This is a genomic window from Nostoc sp. LPT (assembly GCF_017115165.1).
In the GTDB taxonomy this organism is placed as follows: domain Bacteria; phylum Cyanobacteriota; class Cyanobacteriia; order Cyanobacteriales; family Nostocaceae; genus Nostoc.
The window spans coordinates 1-21,817 of sequence record NZ_JABXKF010000179.1 but is presented as its reverse complement, the minus strand read 5'-3'; the positions used below and the strand labels follow the sequence as shown (position 1 = coordinate 21,817).

Annotated in this window: 16 protein-coding genes and 1 other RNA gene; 2 read left to right on the top strand and 15 right to left on the bottom strand. The window is 44.4% G+C overall.

The window, feature by feature from the left end; genetic code table 11:
• Nucleotides 1-794 precede the first annotated feature (794 nt).
• From HWQ58_RS35365 to HWQ58_RS35350, 4 genes are all read right to left on the bottom strand, one after another.
• Nucleotides 795-5,018, bottom strand: coding sequence for a tandem-95 repeat protein (locus HWQ58_RS35365; protein ID WP_292873088.1), 4,224 nt, complete (start codon nucleotides 5,016-5,018; stop codon nucleotides 795-797).
• Nucleotides 5,019-5,051: 33 nt separating this feature from the next.
• Nucleotides 5,052-6,125, bottom strand: coding sequence for a TIGR03032 family protein (locus HWQ58_RS35360; RefSeq protein ID WP_292873086.1), 1,074 nt, complete (start codon nucleotides 6,123-6,125; stop codon nucleotides 5,052-5,054).
• A gap of 444 nt (nucleotides 6,126-6,569) precedes the next feature.
• The gene (locus HWQ58_RS35355) at nucleotides 6,570-8,282 is read right to left on the bottom strand and encodes a diflavin flavoprotein (RefSeq protein WP_292873232.1); all 1,713 of its coding nucleotides are present in this window, start codon (nucleotides 8,280-8,282) and stop codon (nucleotides 6,570-6,572) included.
• Between the two features lie 250 nt (nucleotides 8,283-8,532).
• The gene (locus tag HWQ58_RS35350) at nucleotides 8,533-10,272 is read right to left on the bottom strand and encodes a diflavin flavoprotein (RefSeq protein WP_292873084.1); all 1,740 of its coding nucleotides are present in this window, start codon (nucleotides 10,270-10,272) and stop codon (nucleotides 8,533-8,535) included.
• Nucleotides 10,273-11,378: 1,106 nt separating this feature from the next.
• On the opposite strand from HWQ58_RS35350, the gene HWQ58_RS35345 reads away from it, so the two are divergent.
• Nucleotides 11,379-11,834 (top strand): helix-turn-helix domain-containing protein, encoded by a 456-nt coding sequence (locus tag HWQ58_RS35345; protein ID WP_292873082.1) that lies wholly within the window; start codon nucleotides 11,379-11,381, stop codon nucleotides 11,832-11,834.
• A gap of 394 nt (nucleotides 11,835-12,228) precedes the next feature.
• On the opposite strand, the gene ssrA is transcribed toward HWQ58_RS35345, so the two are convergent.
• The 11 genes from ssrA to petL form a co-directional block, all read right to left on the bottom strand.
• Nucleotides 12,229-12,619: a transfer-messenger RNA gene (gene ssrA, locus HWQ58_RS35340) on the bottom strand.
• A 66-nt stretch (nucleotides 12,620-12,685) separates the two neighbouring features.
• Nucleotides 12,686-13,450, bottom strand: a complete 765-nt coding sequence (locus HWQ58_RS35335) for a class I SAM-dependent methyltransferase (protein ID WP_292873080.1) — start codon at nucleotides 13,448-13,450, stop codon at nucleotides 12,686-12,688.
• A 105-nt stretch (nucleotides 13,451-13,555) separates the two neighbouring features.
• Entirely contained in the window at nucleotides 13,556-14,503 is a 948-nt protein-coding gene (locus HWQ58_RS35330) for a F0F1 ATP synthase subunit gamma (RefSeq protein ID WP_292873078.1), read from the bottom strand.
• 168 nt (nucleotides 14,504-14,671) lie between these two features.
• Nucleotides 14,672-16,192: a F0F1 ATP synthase subunit alpha gene (gene atpA, locus HWQ58_RS35325; protein WP_292873076.1), complete on the bottom strand. Its 1,521-nt coding sequence runs from the start codon at nucleotides 16,190-16,192 to the stop codon at nucleotides 14,672-14,674.
• Nucleotides 16,193-16,334: 142 nt separating this feature from the next.
• Nucleotides 16,335-16,889 carry an ATP synthase F1 subunit delta gene (gene atpH / locus HWQ58_RS35320; RefSeq protein ID WP_292873074.1) on the bottom strand — a complete coding sequence of 185 codons (555 nt, stop codon included), beginning with the start codon at nucleotides 16,887-16,889 and terminating at the stop codon, nucleotides 16,335-16,337.
• The gene (locus HWQ58_RS35315; RefSeq protein ID WP_292781176.1) at nucleotides 16,886-17,458 is read right to left on the bottom strand and encodes a F0F1 ATP synthase subunit B; all 573 of its coding nucleotides are present in this window, start codon (nucleotides 17,456-17,458) and stop codon (nucleotides 16,886-16,888) included. Before HWQ58_RS35315 ends, atpH begins: the two co-directional genes overlap by 4 nt.
• Nucleotides 17,459-17,645: 187 nt before the next feature.
• Entirely contained in the window at nucleotides 17,646-18,077 is a 432-nt protein-coding gene (locus tag HWQ58_RS35310) for a F0F1 ATP synthase subunit B' (protein WP_104907880.1), read from the bottom strand.
• Nucleotides 18,078-18,259: 182 nt separating this feature from the next.
• On the bottom strand, nucleotides 18,260-18,505 hold the full coding sequence (gene atpE, locus HWQ58_RS35305) for an ATP synthase F0 subunit C (protein ID WP_012411162.1): 246 nt from the start codon (nucleotides 18,503-18,505) through the stop codon (nucleotides 18,260-18,262).
• Nucleotides 18,506-18,658: 153 nt separating this feature from the next.
• The gene (atpB, locus tag HWQ58_RS35300) at nucleotides 18,659-19,420 is read right to left on the bottom strand and encodes a F0F1 ATP synthase subunit A (RefSeq protein WP_292873071.1); all 762 of its coding nucleotides are present in this window, start codon (nucleotides 19,418-19,420) and stop codon (nucleotides 18,659-18,661) included.
• Nucleotides 19,421-19,480: 60 nt separating this feature from the next.
• Nucleotides 19,481-19,921, bottom strand: a complete 441-nt coding sequence (locus tag HWQ58_RS35295; protein ID WP_292873069.1) for an ATP synthase subunit I — start codon at nucleotides 19,919-19,921, stop codon at nucleotides 19,481-19,483.
• A gap of 270 nt (nucleotides 19,922-20,191) precedes the next feature.
• A complete protein-coding gene (gene petL, locus HWQ58_RS35290) occupies nucleotides 20,192-20,287 on the bottom strand; it encodes a cytochrome b6-f complex subunit PetL (RefSeq protein WP_292873067.1) in 96 nt (31 codons plus the stop codon).
• 295 nt (nucleotides 20,288-20,582) lie between these two features.
• Between petL and aroB the strand changes: the two genes are divergently transcribed.
• Nucleotides 20,583-21,695, top strand: coding sequence for a 3-dehydroquinate synthase (gene aroB, locus HWQ58_RS35285; protein ID WP_292873065.1), 1,113 nt, complete (start codon nucleotides 20,583-20,585; stop codon nucleotides 21,693-21,695).
• Nucleotides 21,696-21,817 lie beyond the last annotated feature (122 nt).

The window sequence follows — 21,817 nt, the reverse complement described above, 5'->3', positions numbered from 1 at the left end:
GCAACTTTTCAGATATCTAATGCTGTTGAGGCCCTTTGGCGTCACATTCTTTAGTCCAGCAACGTTCTAAAAGTTGCAGACGCCAGATCAATACAAAGCGTTGGGGATTCAATACTAATTTAGTATCCCGACTAAATAAGGGCTGGTTCAGATACTGCCAAATAGGAAATTTAATTTTGGTGTGTTTTAGAGTCATAAGAACAACAAAAATAATATAAAAGTTTTGTCTAGCAATTGCCTGATACTGTTTTTCTAGTTAAAGGCTACCCTGCGTTTTTGCAATTGTCTTTGTGGCAATTGCTGAATTTCGACAAGTGAATTTATGTTGTTTCCGCTTTAATACTGAAATTGCACGCACCATTTTTCTGATTCCACATCCCGTGAAAAGTCATACCATTTCACAAAATTTCTGTTAAGGAGACGTTACTAAGGGCGTACACAATAGACATTTCCAGAAATTAAATATGCGTTATCCAGAACCCTTCAGGACTTACGCACGGGTAACGGAAAAACGAACCGCATTCGCGCAGCGTCTCGTAAGAGTTGGACGCATAGACACGAAGTGGCTTCCCGAAGGGTAGGACACGTTCGCGCAGCGTCTCGCAGACAAGAAATAAGAGTTTCAGAGAGTTTTTGCGTAAGTTCTACCCTTGTAGAGAGGTAACAGTGCTACCTCTCTAAATTCATTTTTGGAGATGTCTAATAAGGTTAGCTTAAAGAAAATTATCAGTTGAGGCAAACTGTTCTTGAGAGGAGGAGCACAGGAAGCAAGATATTGCTTCCTGACTTGGACACTAGATGGTAGTGAAATTAGCAGCAGTCAGTGTGGTAGTTTTAATGCCAGTTAGCGTTGCTAAGGTTTCATCAGTATTAGTCACGTTAATGTTGTTACCGCAGAAACTTAGTTGGCTGAAGGTCAAACCACCAGACAAGCCAATTAAATCGTTACCTTTGCAAAACTCGGTAATAATATCAGTACCTTCTCCAGCGGCGAAGACAAATTTATCATGGCCATTACCACCTGTGAGGATATCGCTACCAAGACCACCAGACAAGAGGTCGTTACCATTACCACCACTGAGGTAGTCATTGCCGGGGGTGCCGTGAAATACATCGTTGCAGTTGCCACCAAAAAGGCGATCGCCCACTTGGACAGTAACCTTGGCAGTACTGGTGAGTTGACCATCGCTGATAGTGTAGTTGAAACTAGCCGCACCACTAAACCCGGTAGTTGGGGTAAATACAATCAAGTCATCTGCCGAGTTGCTGGGAGTGCCGTTATTCTTGAGGACGGCAGTACCGTGAGTTGCAGCACTAACACTAGTGATACTGAGGCTGGTGCTGTCAATATCGCGATCGCTAGCCAACAGGGTCTTTGCTTGAATACTCACAGCAGTATTCTCGGCATCCCTAACAGTATCATTCACAGCAATAGGGGCGTCGTTAACTGAATTGATAGTTAGGTTAAAAGTACCATTAATGGCGCCGCCATTGCCGTCATTGACAGTGTAAGTAAAGCTGTCAGTGCCGTTATAGTTAGTATTGGGCGTGTAGATAAAGTAGTCGTCGCTAGTGTTGCTAAGAGTGCCGTTGTTATTAAACGTCAGTGTGCCCTTGGCAGGGTTAGTAAAGCTAGTGATGCTCAATGTATCACCATCAAAATCTGTGTATTTACTTAGAATTGGGCTAGCAAGAATATTAACTGCGGTATCTTCCTTGGTGCTAGCTATGTCGGCACTAGCTGTAGGAGTTGCAAAGCCAAAGAGAACGTAGCTATCTCCAACACCATCCGGGCCGCGCAAAGAGGATGCAGCCGCCCCGATAATCAGGTCGTCGAAGCCGTCACCGTTGAGGTCTCCGGCACTACTGACGGAGGAGCCTGTGAGATCAGCTTCATCAATGCCGTTAATCGCCAAGCCATTACTGCCGTTAAGGGTGGAGAGGTTGAAGCTGGCTGCAAAACCACTACTCTTGCCAAACACCACGTAGCTTTGCCCAGCATAAGACTTGCCGTTGGCAAAGGCACTAGGTGCGCCGATAATCAGGTCGTCGAAGCCGTCACCATTGAAGTCTCCTGCACTGCTAACAGAGAAGCCTGAGTCGTTAGAAATGCTGTTGATCGCGAAGCCGTTGTTACCGTTGAGGTCAAAGAGGTTGAGGCTAGCTCCAAAACCACTACTGCTGCCAAATACAACGTAGCTGTTACCAATAAAGTTGCCGAATACTCCCCTAGTTCCTGCCCCGATAATCAGGTCGTCGAAGCCGTCACCGTTGATGTCCCCTGCACTACTGACGGAGAAGCCCAATCTCTTAAACGCATCAGTGCCGTTGATCGCAAAGCCGTTGCTGCCGTTGAGGTCGGAGAGGTTGAAGCTGGCTGCAAAAGCACTACTCTTGCCAAACACGACGTAGCTCTGCCCAGCATAAGTTTTGCCGTTGGCAGAGGCACTAGATGCTCCGATAATTAGGTCGTCGAAGCCATCACCGTTGATGTCCCCGGCATCGCTGACGAAGGAATTTGATTGCTCGTTAAATGGATTGATACCCTGAATCACGAAGCCGTTACTGCCATTGAGAGTGGAGAGGTCGAGGCTAGCTTTAAAGCCACTGTTACTGCCAAATACCACGTAACTCTTTGCAGCTGTTGGTGTTTTGATAATCACATCATCAAAGCCGTCACCGTTGATATCCCCTGCACTGCTGACGGAAATTGAGCGGTCATATTCGATGCCCTCAATCGCAAAGCCGTTGCTGCCGTTGAGAGTGGAGATGTCGAAGCTAGTTCCAAAGCCACTACTCCTGCCAAACACCACGTAATTGTCGCTGGCAAATGCTGCCCCGATAATCACGTCATCAAAGCCGTCACCGTTGATGTCCCCTGCATTGCTGACAGAGAAACCGCCACTCCCATTGATCGCAAAGCCGTTACTGCCATTGAGGTCAGATAGTTTGAGGTTAGCTACAAAGCCACTGCTCTTGCCAAACACCACGTAGCTCTGTCCAGCACCAAGGGCCCCGATAATCACATCATCAAAACCGTCACCGTTAAAATCCCCCGCACTGCTTACGGAAATGCCTGAGCGATCCCTCTGATTGATACCCTTGATTACAAAGCCGTTGCTGCCGTTAAGGTCAGATAGGTTGAAAAAAGAAAAAACTCTAGGTGCGTCATTCACCCCGTTAATGGTCACGTTGACGGTAGCTGTACTGATAGAGATGCCATCCCTGACATTGTAGGTGAAGCTGTCGCTACCTGTTTTACCGACACCCAAATTTTCAAATCGCTCGTTGGGGTCATAAGTGAAGGTACTATCAGTATTTAAGGTGACTAAAGCGCCAGAACTTAGGCTAATAGGAGTGCCAACAGTCAACACACTACCGTTGACATCCGTTACCGTTAAGGAGTTGCCATCTGGGTCGCTGTCATTGGCTAAGACTGAAATATTAACTGCTGTGGCTTCGTCGGTGGTAGCCGTGTCAGCAACCGCGATTGGAGGTTGATTAGGAGGCGTAGTACTCGCAAAGCCAAAGATGACATAGCTTTGTCCCTCGCCAAAGAAATAGTCCTGGCCTTTGCTGGCATCTGGTGCCCCAATAATCAGGTCGTCGAAGCCATCGCCATTGATATCTCCAGCACCACTGACAGAGAAGCCTGAGTCGTCACCTGCATCAATGCCGTTGAGCGCGAAGCCATTGCTACCATCTAGAGATGAGAGGTTGAAGTTAGCATCAAAGCCACTGCTCTTGCCAAACACCACGTAGCTCTTCCCAGCATCAGTCTTGCCATTAGGGTCAGCAAAAACTGCCCCGATAATCAAGTCGTCGAAGCCGTCACTGTTGAAGTCTCCGGCACTGCTGACAGAGAAGCCTAAGCCGTCACCCGCATCAATGCCGTTGATTACGAAACCGTTGCTACCGTTAAGATTGGAGAGGTCAATGCTGGCTGCAAAGGTACTGCTACCAAATACTACGTAAGTCTCATTAGCATTTATTATACTTCTGTTAGAAGAGGTAGCATTTCCTGCCCCAATAATTAAGTCATCGAAACCGTCGCCGTTGATGTCTCCGGCACTGCTAACAGAGAAGCCTGATTCGTCCCTGACATCAATGCCGTTGATCGCAAAGCCATTGCTACCATTAAGAGTGGAGAGGTTGAGGCTAGCTGTAAGGCCACTGCTCTTGCCAAACACCACGTAGCTCTGCCCAGCATCTATATTGCCGTTGGGATCGGCATTTCTTGCGCCAATAATCAGGTCATCGAAACCGTCGCCATTGATGTCTCCGGCACTGCTAACAGAGAAGCCTGATTCGTCCCTGACATCAATGCCATTAATCGCGAAGCCATTGCTACCGTTAAGAGTGGAGAGGTTGAGGCTAGCTGAAAAGCCACTGTTCTTGCCAAACACCACGTAGCTCTGCCCAGCTTCAAACTTGCTGTTGGGAACGGCATACCTTGCCCCAATAATCAGGTCATCGAAGCTGTCACCGTTGAAGTCCCCCGCATTGCTGACGGAGAAGCCTGCTTTGTCTGATGAATTGATACCCTTAATCACGAAGCCGTTGCTGCCATTAAGGGTGGAGAGATTAAGGCTGGCTGCAAAGCCACTGTTGCCAAACACTACATAGCTTTCCCCAGCAGTAAATGACCCAATAATCAGGTCATCGAAGCCGTCATTGTTGATATCCCCTGCATTGCTGACAGAGAAGCCTGATTCGTCAGATGCATCAATGCCGTTGATCGCGAAGCCATTGCTGCCATTGAGGTCAGAGAGGTTGAGGCTGGCTGCAAAGCCACTGCTCTTGCCAAACACCACGTAGCTCTCTCCAGCATTGTATTTTCCGGGGTCGCCACCAGATGCCCCGATAATCAGGTCGTCGAAGCCGTCACCGTTGATATCCCCCGCATTACTAAGGAAACTATTGCCGCCTAAGAAATCATCTCCATCGATACCGTTGATTACAAAGCCATTGCTGCCGTTGAGATCGGATAGGTTAAAAACTGCTGAATTAGGTGTCATTAATGCTGATTCCTCTTAATTTTGAATTCCTTCTCATCCCACCGTTATCACCCGCCGAATTTCGTCGCTGCGAAATCCGATCGCCATTGGACGACGTACCCCCAAAAGTGCTACCACATCGTACAATTCCAGCACCACCCCTTCTATTCGCAAGGAATGGACAATATCACCGCTTCTGAGGTCAATCACTAGTAACCCACAGCGAGGCTCAACATTTTTTTGGTGCAATTTATCGTCCAAAGCCAAGCCGCTAAAGGTCTTGTTATGCCTGGGTTGGGAAATTCCTAATATTGCAAAGTTGCCATAAAATGCACAACCACGCAGATATCCCGGACAGAAGGCGATTGGTTCAAATACTCCCCGCTTTAAGTCGGCAAAGCCAAACTCGCCCGTACCTGAGTTGAGCAGCCAGAGTTTTCCCTGATGCCAGCGTGGGGAGTGGGGCATAGACAGCCCCTGCAAGACGATTTCATTGCTTTCTATGTCAATAACACAGCCCCCACTGAACCGATGCTCCCGCCAGCCTTCGGCTACGTCCGATTGGCTGACAGCAGTAACGTATTTGGGTTTTTCTTGCTGCATTGCCAACCCATTCAGGTGACATCTATCTTCCGCCGCCAGCTTGCTGATAAAGGTTGGCTGCCATAGAGGAACGAAACTGTGGGTTTCGCTGACTGTTCCCAAACAACTAAATAAAGTATTGACAAATAATAGTTTTTGTGGAGTTGAATCTTTCTCTTCTGCTTTACTCAAAGCGATATCGTGAATATCTAAATCTCCTGTCACATAACTCATCTGGGGCAAATAGAGAGCATCATAGCCTTGGTGGTTTTCTCCAGGTTGGATAATGTTTTCAAATCGCCACAGTTGGTACAGGGAACTCATGTAGAGGCTGTTGCTATTGGCATACAACCCCATACACCGCTCAAAGGTACGCTCAAATACAGACAATTTGCCGTTTGGTTGCAAGCCGATGAAAAATAACTTCCCCGCTTGATAGGTAGTGAAGGACAAACTGAGGTTTTGCTCATACAGCCAAGCGGTAAACTGGCGAGAAGCGTTGATTTCTAAAGATGGTTTGTCAATGTTGCTGTCACTGGAATTCACTTGGTTTAGACTCCTTGATAACTCTGGGGTTTAGGCGATGAAAATTTCGTTGCAGGGCAGAAAAAACCTTTGACTCGATGCTCTTACTGTTGGACATCAGCTGCGTCAGCTGCATCTAGCGATCGCACTCGACACATTTCGTAGTCAGTGGTTCCTCATTTTAGAAATTTACCAGAGTATTTTCGGAGTCTTTTTAAAACAATAGATGGTTTTGTAATATAAAAGTATATCGTGTGTAATCTAAAACTTAAAGACCTCCAATATCTGTCTAAAGATAGGTAACTTAGTAGATAACTAAAATTTCCTTGGGCGGACTCTATATCTCAACAAAAAAAGTGGGACGAACAAAATGTCCATCCCACAATAAAAAGAAGATTTTTCTAATATAAACGCCTTGGCTATATTTAAGCTAAAGCGGTTCCGTTAAGTTAAATTTCTCACTATCTAATAATGAGTGCCTGTTTTCCGATGGTTGATGGCAGTAACAGCATCAGGCTTGAGTAATTTCCCTTCGTCCACAGTTGCATACACAACCCAATGATCGCCACATTCCAGACGTTGGTTGACTGAGCATTCCAAATATGCTAACGCGTCGGTAAAGACGGTACAGCCGTTATCTGCAACTGCTGTACTAAAGTTGGCAAATCGATCTTCCCCAGGCGCAAAAGATTTACGGAAATGCTTCATGTACTCTTGATGATTGCCTTCAGGTAGAATATTTAAGGCAAACTTACCGCCTGGATACATCAAAGATTCGATCGCTCGGTCTTTAGCGATCCCCACTGTTATTCCGGGTGGGTTGAAGGTCGCTTGAGAAACCCAAGCGCCTAACATTGCGGTAGATACTTCTCCAAGTTTCGCTGTCACCACGCATACAGAACCAACGATCCGACCAACAGCCTGTTCCACTGGGCTAGCAGCTTGTTGTGGTACGCGTACCTTTTTAGCCTTTTTCAGTGCTTGAGCAAAGTCTGTACCGAGTTCTTCACAAAACTTGAGAGTGACATCATCAGGTTTAAACTTCACCTTCAAGGTGTCAAAGCCAAAGCGATATCCAGCATCCCGAAGTTTACCTTCGATTAAGTCAAATGCTTCGCCACTCCAGCCGTATGAACCAAATACCCCAGCGAGTTTGCTGTTGTCACCGCTTGATAGCACTATACCTAAAGCAGTATGAATGGGAGTTGGCGCATGACCACCAATAGTAGGAGAACCAATGATAAAACCCTCTGACTGTGCGAGGTTGATGCGAACTTCATCAGGGGTAGCAAATTCGCAGTTAATCGATTTGACTGCGACTCCACCTTTAGTTAGTCCCAGAGCGATCGCTTGTGCTAAAGTCGCCGTATTTCCGTAAGCTGAAGCATAAAGTAAGGCAACAGAAATTTCGCGATCGTTATGAGAACGGCTCCACTCTCCATAAGCTTTGGTAAGTTCAATTAAGCCGGTGCGTACCAAAGGCCCGTGACCCACAGCATACATTCTCACCTGCAAATCTGATATTTTCTCCAAAGCTGCTTGCACATGAGGAATTTGGGGAGCCATCAGGCAGTTAAAGTAGTAACGCTGGTCTTCTTTAAGCGCTTCCCAGTTATCATCAAATACATCATCACCACAAAGATGAGTTGCAAATAACTTATCTGTGTAGAGAATTTGGGTTTGCTGATCGTAGGTACAAAGTCCTTCCGGCCAACGCGGGCTAGGAGTGGGTAAGAATTTTAAAACATGACCCTTGCCTAAATCCAGAGTTTCTTTCCCCCGCATCACCAAGACATTTAAATCTTGCTCTAAGAAAGCAGCATGCAAATTGTTTGCACCGGGAAGAGAACAGACAAAAGTTACCTGTGGTGCCAGTTCTAAAATTGCTTTGAGGGTTGCAACTCGATTGGGACTAAAATGACCCAGGATTATATAATCCAAACTTTGTAAATCTAAAGTCTGCCGCAATGCCTCTAAATAAATTTCGGTAAAGCTTTCTGGCGGTGGATCGATAAGTGCGGTTTTATCAGCTTCAATTAAATAGCAATTGGAGGTGGTACCTCTTTCAAGTGCGTATTCAATTTCAAACCGCAGACGTGACCAACTACGTGCTCTGATAGCTTTAGTATTTGTAGCAATTGGTAGAACTTGTACGTCGCGTGGCTTGGAATTGGTCATAGCTGTTAAAAGTTGAGGAATTGGGCATTGGGCATTGGGAATAGTAGTTCCTCTTTTCCGAGTTCCTCGGCAAGCGAGTAAATAAGTGAGATTTCCCACTCAGCACTCAGCACTCAGAACTCCTGAAGGGCATTGGGCATTGGGCATTGGGAATTGGGAATTGGGGAAGATGAGGGAAATAAGGGGGATGAGGGAAAATAACCCATGCCCCATGCCCCATGCCCCATGCCCAATGCCCCATGCCCAATCTTTAGTAGTAATTACCTACTTTGCGATGGCGAACGGCTGTCAATCCATCGTTTTTGGAGACACGACCTTCTTGGACGGTGCAGTATAAAATCCAGTGGTCGCTGCATTCCATGCTGGTCTGTATTTCACATTCCATGTATGCCAAAGCATCAGTTAGAATCGGCGAACCGTTTTTCGCGGTTTGAGTTTTCACTCCTGCAAAGCGGTCAGCACCAGGATGCAAGCGTTTGAGGAAGTGTTTTTTGAGTTCTTGATAATTGCCTTCTTCCAAAACGTTGAGGACGAAGCGATCGCCTACTTGCATTAAGGAATCAATGGCGCGGTCTTTAGCAACGGCTATTGTGAATCCTAATGGTTGCAAACTCGCTTGCGTTACCCAGGATGCCAGCATTGCACTTGAGACATTATCTTTTTTCGTGGTGACTATATATAGTCCACTACTAATGCGACCTAGCGCCTTTTCCATGTTGACATCAAGGGACTTGATTTGCTTGATGTTGCGATCGCGCACCAGCAATTGTCCGATGTCTTTACCCGCTTCTTCACACAACTGGAATGTTGATGCGCTGGGAGCCTCTTTAATCCGAATGGGTGGGAAAGCTTCTTTGATGCCAGAGTCAAGAAATTTTCTGCGGAGTGTATCAATGGGTTCATCATCCCCACCGTAACATTCAAACAGCCCAATCACTTGTTTGTTCCTAGCGACAGCTAGCACCGAACTGATACTAGCTTGGGCGGCGGCGGAGGTAGTTGGGGGCATACCAATAATGATGCCAGCGGCTCTCCCGGCTAGTTCTTGGATTTCTTGGCTCTCAGCAGTACTCAGATCCAGTACTTCTACCCCAACCCCAGTTTTTAGTATACCTTCGGCAATTGCGTGACCAAGGCGCTCACCATACCCATATTCTGAGACAAAAAACAAGCCAACTGTGGTTTCTGCTTTAGCTTGTTTTTGGCTCCAATTTTCGTAGCACCCAGTTAAAACATCTAAATGGTGGTGTAATAATGGCCCGTGACCGTTGGCGATAATATTAATCTTCCCTAATTCGCTCATCCGCTTCATGGCATTCACCAAAGAACGAGCGTTAGGGCCCATCAAGCAGTCGTAGTAAAATCTAAAGTCAGCTTCGATCGCTTCTAAATCTTCGTCGAAGGTGCGATCGTCACAAAAGTGCATCCCAAAAGCATCACAGGTGTAGAGAATTTGGGTTTTGCGGTCAAAGCTAAAGATTGTATCCGGCCAGTGCAGGTTAGGCGCACTCACGAATTCCATTTCGTGTCCTTTGCCGATATCGATGCGATCGCCAGTTTTCACAACCCGCTTACTAAAAGGATCGTGGACTAACCCTTCGAGGAATTGCAATGCAACTTTTGAGGCTAAGACGGTAGCTCTAGGAGCTAACTGGAGGACATCTTCTACTAAGCCGCTATGGTCTGGCTCTGTGTGGCTGACAATTATGTAATCAATTGTTTTGGGGTTAACAAGACCTTTGAGGGTCTCTAAATACAGATCGCGAAACTTCTGGTGAGAAGTATCAATCAAAACTGTTTGTTCGCCCCTAATTAGATATGAATTGTAGGTTGTACCGTTTTGCAGTCCGAATTCGATATCAAAGCGATCGCGATCCCAATCAAGAGAGCGAATCGCCGTTGTGTTAGGGGCAATTTCTACAGTTTGTATAGTTAACCGATGTTGAACGTTCTCTGCGTGGGCCTTGCCGGTCGTAGACATCGTTACCATTATTCGTCTCCGAGCGCAAATTAACAGGTTTTTCTTCTGCCCCCATTGTCTCTATTATTTTTATTTTAAGTTGTAATGAATATCAGTTTTTGAGAAATTTAACTTGTATCAATTATTGCTGTTTTTTAGCAAAAAATATGACTCCAAAATATACTAAATATTAATTTATCCCTAAAATTTCCTGAGTACTTAGTTTTGCTATTTATCTGGCTCTATCTTAATTCAAAAATATCATAGCAATTATATTTTTAACTAGAGAAGCATAATTTAAACAATACAATATTAGATTGCTGGTCGATCTACCAAGTCTAAATTACTTTTAATACTTAATATTGTCAGAGAATATATTTATAAAGTAGAAAAATTTCTTTTTTTCGGATACTCCCTTACTTAGGAAAGGTAGGAAAGGTAGGAAAGGTAGGAAAGGTAGGAAAAGTAGGAAAAGTAGGACAAACTTTATCAAGCTTCGAACAAGCATCAAATAAGCTGTTAACATTAGTTTATTCAATGAGTATTGAATATGTTGTTGTCTTAATCAAAAATATGGTGGCATAGAATATAAACTTTATGTAAAGTAGATAAAACAGATATTTTTTGGAGATAATCAAGGCAAATTTCCAGAGACTAGTTGAATAAAAAGGAACTAGGGTTGTATATCTTTTTCCGCTCATCCAAATAGAAACTAGCGTAAAAATAATTTTTAAAGTTTCGATAAACCTCTGTAAGCATAGAAATAATCTCAGTAATTTAATGATACAGTCCTTTATTATCGACTTTAGACATTAAACAAGACAACGCCAACAAATTCTTCTTGTCATAGCTATAAGCTACAGCTTTAGGCTATTGAATAAATTTGCTTATATAGGTTAATGGTGTCATTTCGATGTGCCTAACTTTTTATAAAAATTTATTGTTGATGAAAAATTGCAAACTTTGATCGTGTTTTCAAGCCAATACTTATCGCGTAGCAGCCTTATAGACGCCGCCATCCTTAATACTTGTAGTTCATTTTTAAGATGTATAATTAAATACTTAAGTAATTCAATATACAGGCGTAAATAGATACAAAAATGACAAAAAATTGATTGTGTAAAAGGTTATTGTTTATGGGATGCCGATTAAAAGTGTTTCTTACAGAAGAAGAAAAGCTGACCTTAGAAGAGTTGAGAAAAGCTAAAGATGTTCCTCAACGTACTAAGGATCGTGCTCAAGTTTTACTGCTGAATACTCGCGGCTTAAAAAATGAGCAAATTGCAAAAGGCTTGAACTGGGCGATTTCAACAGTGCGCCAAACCCTTCATCGCTGGGAAAAGATGGGTTTAGCAGGTTTATGGGATGCTCCTGGTCGAGGAGGAAAACCCCGATATTCGGAATCGGATTTGGTTTATCTCGAAAATTGTTTAGCTCAAGAGTCAGAGACTTATAACTCTAAACAATTAGCAAAAAAACTCGCATCTGAGCGTCAAGTAAACTTGAGTGCAGATCGACTACGACGGGTATTGAAAAAAAGGGCAAGGGGGTTTGGAAGCGCACGCACACAAACCCAGAAACAGCATAATTAGCTGATTAAATCATCTTCGACTCGAATCACTTGTTTCGTTTGGGCAGTGATCGCTAGATTGTGGTTGACAATCAAGATTATCTTCTTGACAAGTTCTGCTTTGTGCAGAGATAGTACTTGTTGCGCTTCTTTTTGTTACTTGGGCTTGGGCGCTGTTGAGGTCTACATGTTTTTGGTTTAAGGTTTGCCGAGAAACTTGTAGAAACACCTTAGCACAGCCGGGTAACAGTCCAGTTTCGCATATTTACCAAAAATTTTGGGCTTAACTGAACGGTATTGCTATATTAGCCGTTGAACTCAAGTTAGCTGTGCATTATAGAAAATTCTGATGGGAGTTTCCCATAAAACAAAGCCCACTTACACATCACATGTCAAGTGGACTTGTTAACTATTTTTAGTGGATCCGAGCAGAGTCGAACTGCTGTCCAAATTGGGTATTAACCCCCCGCTCATTCACAGGTTTAGCCTTTCTGATCCTCAAGGCGGGAATCGTTCATTATCCCGAACGTAGGATGCTCTGATTTAATCTTAGCTAGCAAGCCAACCAGAGAACGCTTGCTAGAGTATCCGTTGGGGTTTGGTCTTCAGTCCTTAACGGAGTCAAACCGAAGACGCTCGAACCTGTAAGAGGTGTTTTAGGCTGCTACTAGAGCATCCTTACGAGCAAAGTTAACGATGTTATTCGCATTTACTTTTTGTTTGAGCCTTTGATTTCCGAGAGGAGACTCACTCTCGACCTGAATCACAGAGCAGCGTTCGCCAACCTGTCGAAACCGTGACGGACCCATGCGCTTTATATTTCAATTATAATACGCTGTTTTCAAAATGTGTTAGTAACAAAAAATTTTTGGTTTATACAAGTGCTGCTGAGAAACACATGGTATCTTTAGATGAGCTTGGCTGTAGATCATCAGTGTAGTTAACACATAGGGTGATGTCTTTATAACCATTTTCCCGTAAACACATCATAAATTCGTCACGCCCAAACCAGTGTAAGGGAAGGCTTTGTAACTCCGTGGCAACAAGTTTGCCCTCTTTCCACTTTTCGTAGCGAATCACAGTCGTGTTAAGTTGATTAAGCCAGTCTATCTGAGATGTGGATTGCAAGAGAATTGTTGATCCATCAGGGCTGTCAATTGGCAATTGCTGTTTAACAATGTTCTCTGTCTTAAAATCTTCGATAGGCAACTCTAAATCAATAAAGATTCGCCCTTGTGGTTCCAGATGTCGAGCAAAAGCTTGCAGAGCAGACACAACAGCAGTTCGCTTTTCTAGCAGCATGAATGAACCAAAGGAAACTGCGATTGCACTAAATTTACCAGGAATGTCAAAATTTTCTACACAACCTTGATGCAGAACTGGATTTAAGTTCCTATGAGTACAGTGCTTTCGACAAGCAGCAAGCATATCTGATGAACTATCGATACCCTCAACATTGATACCAGCTTCTAGCAGTGGAATGAGTAGTCGTCCTGTCCCAACCATCGCCTCCAAAACTCTGCCACCAATTGATGAAAGGTGTCTAATGTAGTATGGAATATCTGGGTAATCTCCATCAATGGGCTTGGTTATTTCATAAACCTCAATGCATAAAGGCCCATATGCCGTGAATGTCATCTAGTTAAAAGTCTCAAATACTAAAAATAGCCAATTGCTAATCTTAAAATAATTAGCAGTTGGCTATATATTACAACGCACTACAAATAAATAATTAGCTATACCCTAAGTTAGTGCTTCAGCACCGCCCACAACCTCAAGGAGTTCTTGGGTAATTGCAGCTTGTCGAGCCTTGTTGTAAGACAGCGTGAGGGTGTTAATCAGTTCACCAGCATTTTCACTGGCATTACTCATGGCTGTCATCCGCGCTGCTAGTTCGCTAGCTGCCGATTCTTGTAACGCCCGCAATAGCTGGTTACTCAGATACAGGGGCAATAGAGAATCGAGAATCTGCACGGGATCTTGCTCGAAAATCATGTCAGGAGCCAAGGTGCGGACTTGGTTAGTCACTTTCTCCCGTTCGACTTCAAATTTACCGCCACGGGTTGTCAAGCGGAAGATTTCATCATCGCCTGCTTCTAGACCTTGTGGATCGAGCGGCAGTAAGGTTTGGATCACAGGACGTGAGCTAACCAAGGAAATGAATCTGGTATAGATTAATTCGATGCGGTCAACTTCTTCTGAAAGGAACAAGGAAAGTAGTTGATCGGCAATCTGATTAGCTTCCGCTGCGGTGGGAATTTGCTCTAAGCCGCTGTAGGTGGCATCAATTGGCTGATTACGGCGTTGAAAGTACTGCGTAGCTTTGCGTCCGACGATCACAAATTGATAGTCTAAACCTTCTGCCTGGATTTCTTTGGCGCGGTTTTCTGCACGACGGATAACGTTATTATTGTAGCCGCCGCATAGACCGCGATCGCCTGAAATAACCAACAACCCAACTGACTTAACTTGGCGTTTTTTCAGTAGTGGTAGGTTTGCTTCTTCAAAGCGCAGACGGCTTTGCAAACCATATAATACTTGTGCCAAGCGATCGGCAAAGGGGCGAGTTGCTAGCACTTGTTCTTGCGCCCGACGCACTCTAGCCGCAGCTACGAGACGCATGGCTTCTGTGATTTTTTTGGTATTTTTGACCGACTGAATGCGATCGCGTATTGCTTTTAAATTGGCCATAACTGTAAGTTCTGAGTCTTGAGTTCTGAGTCCTGAGTGGTAGAAAGTGCTGAATGCCAAGCTTCATAGGAATTGGAAATGTGAGAACTTGTAAGCATCATGCTCATATATCTTCACTCTTGACTCCTCTTCTCACTCAGCACTCAGCACTCAGCACTCAGCACTCTATTACGCTGTAGCTTTGAAGGTATTCTTGTATTCAGTAAGTGCTTCCTTCAAGGCAGCTTCTTCTGCATCACCTAGTGCTTTAGATGCTTGTACTCCTTGGGCATACTGGGTTGTTCCAGTCTTTAAGTACTCACGTAGACCTGCTGTAAAGCTGGTTACTTGATTTACAGGTACATCATCTAAGTAACCATTGATGCCAGCATACAAAATTGCCACTTGCTCATACACCGAGAGTGGGGAATTTTGTGGCTGTTTGAGGAGTTCGCGCAACCGTTGACCCCGTGCCAATTGGTCTTGAGTGGCTTTATCTAAGTCAGAAGCAAATTGTGCGAAGGCTTGCAGGTCGTCAAATTGGGCTAGTTCCAATTTAATCTTACCGGCAACTTTTTTCATTGCCTTGGTTTGAGCGGCAGAACCTACACGGGATACTGAAATACCGGGGTTTACAGCCGGACGGATACCAGCGTTAAACAAGTCAGAAGAGAGGAATATCTGACCATCAGTAATCGAAATTACGTTTGTGGGAATGTATGCTGAAACGTCACCAGCTTGGGTTTCGATAATTGGTAGGGCGGTCATACTGCCTTTACCTAATTCGTCACTCAGTTTTGCGGCTCTTTCTAACAAGCGGGAGTGGATGTAGAATACATCTCCGGGGTACGCTTCGCGTCCGGGTGGACGACGTAGCAGTAGGGACATTTGGCGATAAGCTTGGGCTTGCTTGGAGAGGTCATCATAAATTACCAGGGTAGCTTTGCCTTTGTACATGAAGTACTCAGCAATAGTTGCACCTGTGTAGGGAGCGAGGTATTGCAGGGTAGCTGGTTCACTGGCACTAGCGGCGACGACGATGGTGTAATCCATCGCGCCTTTTTCTTGCAATGTTTGCACCACGTTAGCAACAGTAGAAGCCTTTTGACCGATCGCAACGTAGACACAAATTACATCTTCTTCTTTCTGGTTGATGATTGTGTCGATCGCGATCGCAGTTTTACCAGTTTGGCGATCGCCAATAATCAATTCCCGTTGACCGCGACCAATAGGAATCATTGAGTCAATAGCTGTGATACCCGTTTGCATGGGTTCGTGTACAGACCGACGGGCAATGATACCGGGTGCTGGAGATTCAATCAAACGGCTATCTGAGGATTTGATGTCTCCCTTACCATCGATAGGACGACCCAAGGAATCTACAACTCGTCCAATTAACGCATCTCCTACGGGTACTTGGGCAATTCTACCAGTGGCAGTTACAGAACTACCTTCTTGAATTTCCAGCCCTTCACCCATCAGCACCGCACCCACGTTGTCTTCTTCTAAGTTCTGGGCGATGCCAATTGTGCCATCTTCAAATTCCAAAAGTTCCCCAGACATAGCCTTTTCCAGACCATAAATCCGGGCAATACCATCACCAACTTGGAGAACAGTACCAACGTTAGCAACTTTGACCTCTTGATCGTATTGCTCGATTTGTTGTTGGATAATGCTGCTAATTTCGTCAGGTCTAATTGATATACTCATGTGTCTATCTTTTTTGCTTTCGAGACGGAAAAATTAATTCAGTTAGGAGTTAAGAGTTAAAAATGCCAAAATTACAAGTTAAAAGTCAAAATAAATTACTATTTACTTAACTCCTAACTACTAACTCCTAACTTCTAACTTTCTAGCTATTAGTTAAGCGCAATGAAAGGCGGCGTAACTGACCCCGGATACTAGCGTCAATTACCTGCGAACCTACTTTAATGATTACACCGCCAATTAACTCGCTGTCTACCCTGGTTTCTAGTTCTACCTGACGAGCATTCGAGATGGCGATGACCTTTTGGATGATTGCCTGCTGTTGAGGTTCTGTGAGGGGAACGGCTGAAATTACTTCCGCTAATACGGTTTGATTCAGCTGCCGCAACAGCGCCAGATACTGTTGAAAAATCTCTTCCAAGAATGCAATGCGCCGCTTATCTACCAGTATCAGCAAAAAATTGCGTAAGTAGGGATTAGAGCCTTCACCAAGTATTTGTTTGATCAGAGATTTTTTGTTCTCAGACTGAATAAACGGGTTGCTGAAGAAGTTGTGTAGCTGTTTATCTGCCCTGAGTAGTCCCAGGAAAGTACGCGCATCTTCCCCAAACTCTTCTGTCAAATTTTTCGATTGCGCTATTGACAAAAGTGCCTGTGCGTAAGGTTGGGCTACTTCGGCTGCCGCTACCTGACTTGTCATACATTGCCTCCCAGTTGTGCGATGCTGCGGTCAATTAAACCTTGTTGAGCATCGTCGGCAATCCCGCTTTTGAGTTGCGATTCGACTTTTTGCAATGCTAGTGTAGCTACCCGTTGCCGCAGTTGAGCGATCGCTCGATCAGTTTCGGTGTTTAAATCTGCTGCTGCTGTTTGTTTCAAGCGTTCTACGTCTTGCACTGCCTTCGCTAACAAGGCTTCTTTTGTCTTTTGGGCGTTTTCTGTGGCAGATTGGCGGATGCGTTCTGCTTCTGCCTGAGATTGCTTCAACTGCTCTTGCGCTTGGGAAAGGGCAGTCTTTGCCTCTTTTAAGCGCCCTTCTGCTTCCTGAATTGCGGTGGCAATATTGGATTGTCGCTCGTTCAGGATATTGCTTAAAACTTTACGTCCGAAGTAGAATAGTATGCCAATCAGAATCGCTAGATTAATTAGATTGGTTTCAAAAATGTCTAGGTTTAGACCGAAACCACCTTCTGCTGCGCCTTCTGCCAATTCAGAGTGAACAGCGTTCGCTTCTGCGGCAAGTAATAAGAATGTCCCCATGATACCCATTTACAAGTGCGCTGCTCGCTTGCTAATACATTGTATTTTCCCGAAGGGAAATTAAGTATCTTTCCCGAAGGAAATTTAAGTATCTTTTCCCCAGAAGGGGAAAAAGTGCCTTTTTCGACACTTAAATTTTGCGCTTTGGACAAGGGGCCAGTTGCGCGTATGCTTTCACGGAACCAGTCTAGTTAGTTTATCTAACTGGAGTTGGCCCCAATAGTTTTTCTAGAATCTGCCTGCTTAGAGCATCAACTTGTTGCTCTAAGGTGCGAAAAGCTTCCTGCTTTTGTTGTTCTATTTCAACAGCAGCTTGTTCTCGTTGAGTCTGAGCTTCCTTTTGGGCCTCAGCTATTTTCTCGGCAGTAATTTTCTTAGCTTCCAGTTGAGCTGCTTCTACAGTAGCTTGCGATTGTTTGCGAGCGTCTGCGAGTTGCTGCTCATATTCGGTAGCCAAGCGCTCGGCTTTAGCCAAGCTCTCCCGCGCTTCCAAGGTATTCGTTCGGATATAATTATCGCGATCGTCTAGTACCTTGGTCAGTGGCTTATAGAAAATTGCATTCAACAAAGCTGCTAAGAGCAGGAATTGCAATGCCATGAAGGGCAAGGTAGCATCGAAATCAAACATTTGTCTCCTCTTTGGCTGGAGTAGCAGTTTTCGTGGCTAGCAACATCATCCAACCTTTCATATTTTAGAGACCCATAGCCAATAAGGGTCAACTGAACATTAAAACTATTACGACACCCAAAATATTTTGATTGTAGAGACGTGAACTATCACGTCTCCACACTCACAAAAATTTTCAGGTATTAGCCGAAGGGGTTAGCAAACAGCAATACCAGGGCAATTACTAGACCATAGATAGTCAAGGATTCCATGAATGCCAAGGTTAATAGCAGAGTACCGCGAATTTTTCCTTCTGCTTCAGGTTGACGAGCAATACCTTCTACTGCTTGTCCAGCAGCGTTTCCTTGACCAATACCAGGGCCAATTGCAGCTAAACCAATCGCTAAAGCAGCAGCGAGAACTGAAGCGGCCTGAACTAATGGATCCATGTTGATTTTCCTTGCTTTGATTACAAAACTAACAAAAGTACGTTAACAATTAGAAACGTGGTTTTCACGCTGCACATGAGTTCTTTTCTTTGATCGCGCTTTGCGATGTTTTGAGCGAAAATGCTCTTGGAACCGTGCTATCAACTGAGAAGTTTAATGCTCCTCATGTTCATCTGAGCCATGCCCCTCCATTGCCTCATGAATGTATGCTCCGGCTAGGGTGGCAAAAACCAGGGCTTGAATGGCGCTGGTAAATAAACCCAAGGCCATTACAGGCAGAGGTACAAATAGAGGAACTAGCAGCACCAATACCGCTACTACCAATTCATCCGCCAAAATATTACCAAATAGACGGAAGCTTAGGGAGAGGGGCTTGGTGAAATCTTCTAAAATTGCGATCGGCAACAAAACAGGGGTTGGCTCTATATATTTCTTAAAGTAGCCTAAACCCCGTTTGCTAAAACCTGCGTAAAAGTACGCTAAAGAGGTCAGCAGTGCTAATGCAACAGTCGTATTGATGTCATTGGTGGGAGCTGCCAATTCACCTGAAGGTAGCTTGATGAGCTTCCAGGGAATTAGCGCACCTGACCAGTTCGATACGAAAATAAACAAGAACAATGTGCCAATAAATGGCACCCAAGGGCGGTACTCTTTCTCACCAAGTTGGTTTTTGGCCAAATCACGAATAAATTCTAGGGCGTATTCCATCAAATTTTGGATACCCTTGGGAATTCTTTGTGCGTTGCGAGTAGCAGCTATTGAAGCCACTACTAGAATACTAATCACAAACCATGAGGTGAGAAAAACTTGCCCATGAATTTTAAGATTGCCCAACTGCCAGTAGAAATGATGACCTACTTCTAATTCGGCGAGGGGAAAAGAATTAAAGGCGTTTAAGACACTAAGCATTTGCATTCTTCAAGCATTTTCCCCAACGAGCGAGGATGGGATTACTATCTTTGTGAGCCTGACTTTTTAAGAATCAGGAATGAACGCAATTTGCACCATATAGACGAGGAGCGTGGCTTTGTAAGTTAGAAATCCCAAAAAAATGGGCAAAATCTGTAGCTCACGCCATCGAGTTGCCACGATCATGACTCCAATAAATAGAGCAAAACGAGTTTTGCTCAGACTGGTTTTCTCACTACCAAGCTGCTCAACATCTCTAGCCAACATTTTTAAGTAAACCACACCTGTACACGCCCCAATTAAATAATTTAGGGCAATGTTTAAGGAATAAAAAATCCACACAGAGATAAAAATAACCCCCGTCAAGACAAGCGTGATTACCAACAATCGCTGGAAGAGTTGATAGAACTCTTGCATGGAGTTACCTGATTCTGTGTCTTCAGAACCAGTTTTAGCATCTTGTTGCGTTGTCGGAGTGGGCGCAATTGATTCGTCAGACAAGCTCACGGGACTTGAAACCAGTACAGTTAAATATGATGACTGCACATTCAGTCAGCTGAATCATATCACGATGCGGTAACAATACTTTAGGAAAAAACAATTAACTTCTTATCAACATTCAGAGAGTAAGTACCGACAGACTAAAGCCTACAGCACTTTTACCAAGTTCGCCGAGGTGTACTTGGTGAAAAAGGAAGGGTTTTATAGGATATTCATAAATAGAGGGCAGGCAAGATGCCCGCCCCACAAGAGTCTTGGGTTGAATATCCCTCTCGATTAAATTATTTTGGCAGTCCGCAGACCGAACAGCAAACCTACAGCTAAGCCAAAGAATAAACCCAAGAAGACGACATAAGATACAATTGCAAACATTTATTGCTCTCCAGAATATTTCCTAAATCTATTGAATCATTAGTTGTTGGGTATTGGGCATGGGGCAAAACAGTTCCGAGTTTCGAGTTCCGAGTGCTGAGTAAAGAACTGAGATTCCCCACTCAGCACTCAGCACTCCTGAAGGGCATGGGGTAGAGAAGAAATAGTTACTGCAACTTCTCCCTCTGCTTCCCTGCTTCTTAACCAATCCCCAATGCCCTATGCCCTATGCCCTATTCCCATTTTCTAGATTGCGATACAATACAGCCCACGGGCGCTTGTTTAAGGTTGGGCAATGACTTCTGTAATTAATGTAAATCTACCAGAGCAGTCTTATGAGATTGCGATAACTTCGTTGAGCTACGCTAACGCACCTTCAAGTTTAGATCAACTGGGTCAACAGATGGCCAGTCTGAAACTGGGCAAAAAGGTATTGCTGGTTTCTAATCCGACGATTTTTAAGCATTTTGGGGAAAGAGCAATTACATCCCTGACATCTGCTGGATTTAAAGTTGCTAGCTGCACTCTACCACCTGGTGAACGCTACAAAACCCTCAATTCCATCCAAAAACTCTACGATATCGCCTTGGAAAACCGCCTAGAACGTTCTTCTACTATGGTAGCTTTGGGCGGAGGTGTAATTGGCGATATGACTGGCTTTGCAGCCGCAACTTGGCTGCGCGGTATTAATGTTGTCCAAGTGCCTACCTCTTTGTTGGCGATGGTAGATTCGGCAATTGGCGGCAAAACTGGCGTGAATCATCCCCACGGTAAAAACTTAATTGGGGCATTCCATCAACCGCGCTTGGTTTTGATTGACCCAGATGTGTTAAAAACTCTACCTATGCGTGAGTTTCGAGCAGGGATGGCAGAAGTTATCAAGTACGGTGTGATTTGGGATGCCGAATTGTTTACCCAGTTGGAAGCAAGTAAACGCCTCGACCAACTCCGCTATGTCAAACCTGATCTCATAACAAACATATTAACGCGCTCTTGTCAAGCTAAAGCTGATGTTGTCGGCAAAGATGAGAAAGAAGGCGGATTACGCGCAATTCTCAATTATGGACACACCATCGGTCATACAGTGGAAAGTTTGACTGGTTATCGTTTAGTAAATCATGGCGAAGCAGTGGCTATTGGTATGGTAGCAGCCGGTCAAATTGCTGTGGATTTGGGACTGTGGCACAAGGAAGACACAGAACGTCAAAATGCTTTAATTCAAAAAGCGGGTTTACCCACTCAGTTACCAGATGGGGTAGATATTGAAGCAATTATTGAGGCGTTGCAGTTAGATAAGAAAGTCCAAGCTGGGAAAGTGCGGTTTGTTTTACCAACAGAGATTGGTGTAGTAACAATTACCGATGAAGTGCCATCGGATATTATTCGGCAAGTGTTGCGAGGAATGTAAACAATTTGAAGAAGAATTCAGGAGCGGAGCCGGAGACGTTTCCGTTGCTCCGGTCAGAATAAAAGTTATACCAATTCTCTAAAAGCTGGCTACAGATAAAGCTACCAAAATATATTGCCTTC